The sequence below is a fragment of the Micromonospora parastrephiae genome, assembly GCF_016802865.1.
GTDB classification, from domain to species: Bacteria; Actinomycetota; Actinomycetes; order Mycobacteriales; family Micromonosporaceae; genus Micromonospora; species Micromonospora parastrephiae.
Genome location: NZ_JAEVHM010000315.1, coordinates 1 through 4131 on the forward strand (window position 1 = coordinate 1; position 4131 = coordinate 4131).

At 70.3% G+C, this 4131-nt stretch carries 2 protein-coding genes and 1 pseudogene; 2 read left to right on the forward strand and 1 reads right to left on the reverse strand.

The genetic code is table 11. From position 1 onward, the window contains the following. Positions 1–201 (forward strand): annotated as a pseudogene (locus JNW91_RS30130) (C39 family peptidase); the annotation flags it as partial. 69 nt (positions 202–270) lie between these two features. Here JNW91_RS30130 and JNW91_RS30135 read toward each other — a convergent pair. Further along, entirely contained in the window at positions 271–930 is a 660-nt protein-coding gene (locus JNW91_RS30135) for a DedA family protein (RefSeq protein ID WP_203178885.1), read from the reverse strand. Between the two features lie 273 nt (positions 931–1203). On the opposite strand from JNW91_RS30135, the gene JNW91_RS30140 reads away from it, so the two are divergent. Beyond that, positions 1204–4056 (forward strand): aconitate hydratase, encoded by a 2853-nt coding sequence (locus JNW91_RS30140; protein ID WP_203178886.1) that lies wholly within the window; start codon positions 1204–1206, stop codon positions 4054–4056. Positions 4057–4131 lie beyond the last annotated feature (75 nt).

Sequence of the window (4131 nt, forward strand, 5' to 3'; positions counted from 1 at the left end):
AACATCGCCGGCACCAGCACCGACACCGACGGCACCACCCACTCCTACGAAGGCGGGCACTACATCAGCGTCGTCGGCTACCGCGACGGTGGCGACACCGTCAAGATCGCCGACTCCGCCGACCCCAACACCGCCTCCTACTGGATCACCGTCGAACACCTCGCCGACTGGATCGCCACCCGCGGCTACTCCACCAACTGACCCACACCACCACCAACACGACCGAAGGGCCGGACCCCACCAGGGGCCCGGCCCTTCGACATATCCAGGTCAGCGATCGTGGCCCGCGTGGGCCGGTTCCTCGGCGTCGGGGGCCGGTTCGGCGGCCTCGATCCGGTGGGCCCGTCGGCGCAGCCACCAGGTGCTGGCGAGGCCGGCGAGCACCGCGAGGGCCAACCCGGCCCAGGAGATGTCCTTCAGCCAGTGCTCTGCGGCCCGACCCACGGTGAACAGCAGGTAGGTGGTGCCGAATGCCCAGACCAGCCCACCGGCCGCGTTGGCCAGCAGGAAACGTCGGTACGGAACGTGCAGTGCCCCGGCGAGCGGCCCGGCCAGGATTCGCAGCAGTGCCACGAACCGACCGAAGAACACCGCCCAGACGCCGTACCGGGCGAAGCTCTGCTCGGCCCGGACGAGTTGGGCGGGGCCGAGGTGACGGGGAAAGCGCCGGCCCAGCCGGGCGAGCAGTGGGCGTCCACCCCGGCGGCCGACCGCGTACCCGATGGAGTCGCCGACGATCGCGCCGGCGGCCGCGGCGGTGGCCACCCACTCCGGTTCGACCACACCGGTGGCGGCGAGCAGGGCGGAGCTGACCAGGACGATCTCCCCGGGCAGGGGGACGCCCATGCTCTCCACGCCGATGACCCCGCCGACGAGCAGGTAGACCGCGATCGGTGGCAGCGACACAAGCCAGTGCTGGACGTCGAACACGGTGACCCCTTCCCCGACCGGCCTCGAACCCTACCCGCGGTCGGTCGCCCGCACGTGCCGTCGCAGCGTGAGCGTGGATGTGCACACGCCCCGTAAGGCGTCCTAGGAGGCTAGGGGTGGAGGGAGGGGCACGGGACCGCCTGGTCGGGTTGCGAAACTAGCAAGACGGACGTACGGTTTTGTTGAGAGCGGAATCGGCGGTAAGTGTCACCTAACCTCGGCGGCACCCCGACCGGTGCGACACACTGCTCAGGACTACTCACGGTCGCTGGTGTGAAGGAGTACGACGTGGCGAGCCTCGACACCTTCGGTGCGAAGACCCAGCTACGCGTCGGAGACGCGAGCTACGAGATTTTCAAGATCGACAAGGTGGACGGCCACGAGCGGCTGCCGTACAGCCTGAAGATCCTGCTGGAGAACCTGCTGCGGACCGAGGACGGCGCGAACATCACCGCCGACCACATCCGCCAGCTCGGCGAGTGGGACCCCACCGCCGATCCGAGCGTGGAGATCCAGTTCACCCCGGCGCGGGTGCTCATGCAGGACTTCACCGGGGTGCCCTGCGTGGTCGACCTGGCCACCATGCGCGAGGCCGTGCGTGACCTGGGCGGCGACGCCACCAGGGTCAACCCCCTCGCCCCCGCCGAGCTGGTCATCGACCACTCGGTGATCGCCGACCTGTTCGGCCGCGAGGACGCGTTCGCCCGCAACGTCGAGCTGGAGTACGAGCGCAACAGGGAGCGCTACCAGTTCCTGCGCTGGGGTCAGACCGCGTTCAACGAGTTCAAGGTCGTCCCGCCGGGCACCGGCATCGTGCACCAGGTCAACATCGAGTACCTGGCCCGCACCGTCATGGAGCGCGGCGGCCAGGCGTACCCGGACACCGTGGTCGGCACCGACTCGCACACCACGATGGTCAACGGCCTGGGCGTGCTGGGCTGGGGCGTCGGCGGCATCGAGGCCGAGGCCGCCATGCTCGGCCAGCCGGTCAGCATGCTGATCCCCCGCGTGGTGGGCTTCAAGCTGCACGGCGAGATGCCGGCCGGCACCACCGCCACCGACCTGGTGCTGACCATCACCGAGATGCTGCGCAAGCACGGCGTGGTCGGCAAGTTCGTCGAGTTCTACGGTCCCGGCGTGAGCGCCGTGCCGCTGGCCAACCGGGCCACCATCGGCAACATGTCCCCCGAGTACGGCTCCACCGTGGCGATCTTCCCGATCGACGCGGAGACCGTCCGCTACCTGGAGCTGACCGGCCGCGACACCGCGCAGGTCGCGCTCGTCGAGGCGTACGCCAAGGAGCAGGGCCTCTGGCACGACCCGGAGGCCGAGCCGGCCTACTCGGAGCGCCTGGAGCTGGACCTCAGCACCATCGAGCCGTCCCTCGCCGGCCCGAAGCGCCCGCAGGACCGGGTGCCGCTGGGCAGCGCCAAGACGCTGTTCCGCTCCGCGCTGACCGACTACGTGGCCGACGACTCCGTCGGTGAGCGCGACCTCAAGCCGGGCGTGCCCCGCGAGGAGCTGCCGCGCGGCGCCAACGGCCCGGCCGACGAGGCCAGCGCCGAGTCCTTTCCGGCCAGCGACCCACCGGCCAACGACTTCAGCGACCCGGCCGACGAGCCGCGCGACCTGGAGACCGCGGCGGTCGGATCCGGCGGTCGGGCCAGCAACCCGGTACGGGTCACCGGCGCCGACGGCGTCGAGTACGAGCTGGACCACGGCGCCGTGGTGATCGCCGCGATCACCTCCTGCACCAACACGTCCAACCCGCAGGTGATGATCGGCGCCGCGCTGCTGGCCCGCAACGCGGTGGAGAAGGGCCTGACCCGCAAGCCGTGGGTGAAGACCACGCTGGCGCCCGGCTCGAAGGTCGTCATGGACTACTACGAGCGGGCCGGCCTCACGCCGTACCTGGACAAGCTCGGTTTCAACCTGGTCGGGTACGGCTGCACCACCTGCATCGGCAACTCGGGCCCGCTGCCCGAGGAGGTGTCCGCGGCGGTCAACGAGCATGACCTGTCGGTCGTGTCGGTGCTGTCGGGCAACCGGAACTTCGAGGGCCGGATCAACCCGGACGTCAAGATGAACTACCTGGCGTCCCCGCCGCTGGTGGTCGCCTACGCCCTCGCCGGCACGATGGACATCGACCTGGCCAACGAGCCGATCGGTGAGGACAGCGACGGCAACCCGGTCTTCCTGCGCGAGATCTGGCCGAACAGCGCCGAGATCCAGGACGTCATCGCCCAGGCGATCGGCGCGACCGGCTTCAGCGCCGCGTACGCCGACGTGTTCGCCGGCGACGAGCGGTGGCAGTCGCTGCCCACCCCGACCGGCGACACCTTCGCCTGGGCCGACGACTCCACCTACGTGCGCAAGCCCCCGTACTTCGAGGGCATGCAGCAGGAGCCGAGCCCGGTCGTCGACATCGCCGACGCTCGGGTGCTGGCCAAGCTGGGTGACTCGGTGACCACCGACCACATCTCGCCGGCCGGCTCGATCAAGGCCGACTCCCCCGCCGGGACGTACCTGGCGGAGCACGGCGTGCCGCGTCACGAGTTCAACTCGTACGGCTCCCGCCGGGGCAACCACGAGGTGATGATCCGGGGCACGTTCGCCAACATCCGGCTGCGTAACCAGCTGGTCCCGGGTGTGGAGGGCGGCTTCACCGTCAACCACCTCACCGGCGAGCAGTCCTCGATCTACGACGCCTCGATGGCCTACCAGGAGGCCGGCATCCCGCTGGTCATCCTGGCCGGCAAGGAGTACGGCTCCGGTTCGTCGCGGGACTGGGCGGCCAAGGGCACCATGCTGCTGGGTGTCCGGGCGGTCATCGCCGAGTCGTACGAGCGGATCCACCGTTCCAACCTGATCGGCATGGGCGTGCTGCCGCTGCAGTTCCCGGTGGACGTCACCGCCGAGTCGCTGGGCCTCGCCGGCACCGAGACGTTCACCATCACCGGGGTGACCGCGCTCAACGACGGCGAGACGCCGCGTACGGTCCACGTCAGCACCGACACCGGCGTGGAGTTCGACGCCGTGGTGCGGATCGACACGCCGGGTGAGGCGGACTACTACCGGCACGGCGGCATCCTGCAGTACGTGCTGCGCCGCATGATCGCCAACTGACGCCGTACCGCCCGAGGGGGCCGCTCCCCGCGTCGCGGAGAGCGGCCCTCCACCCGCCACGGCCCCACCCCACCC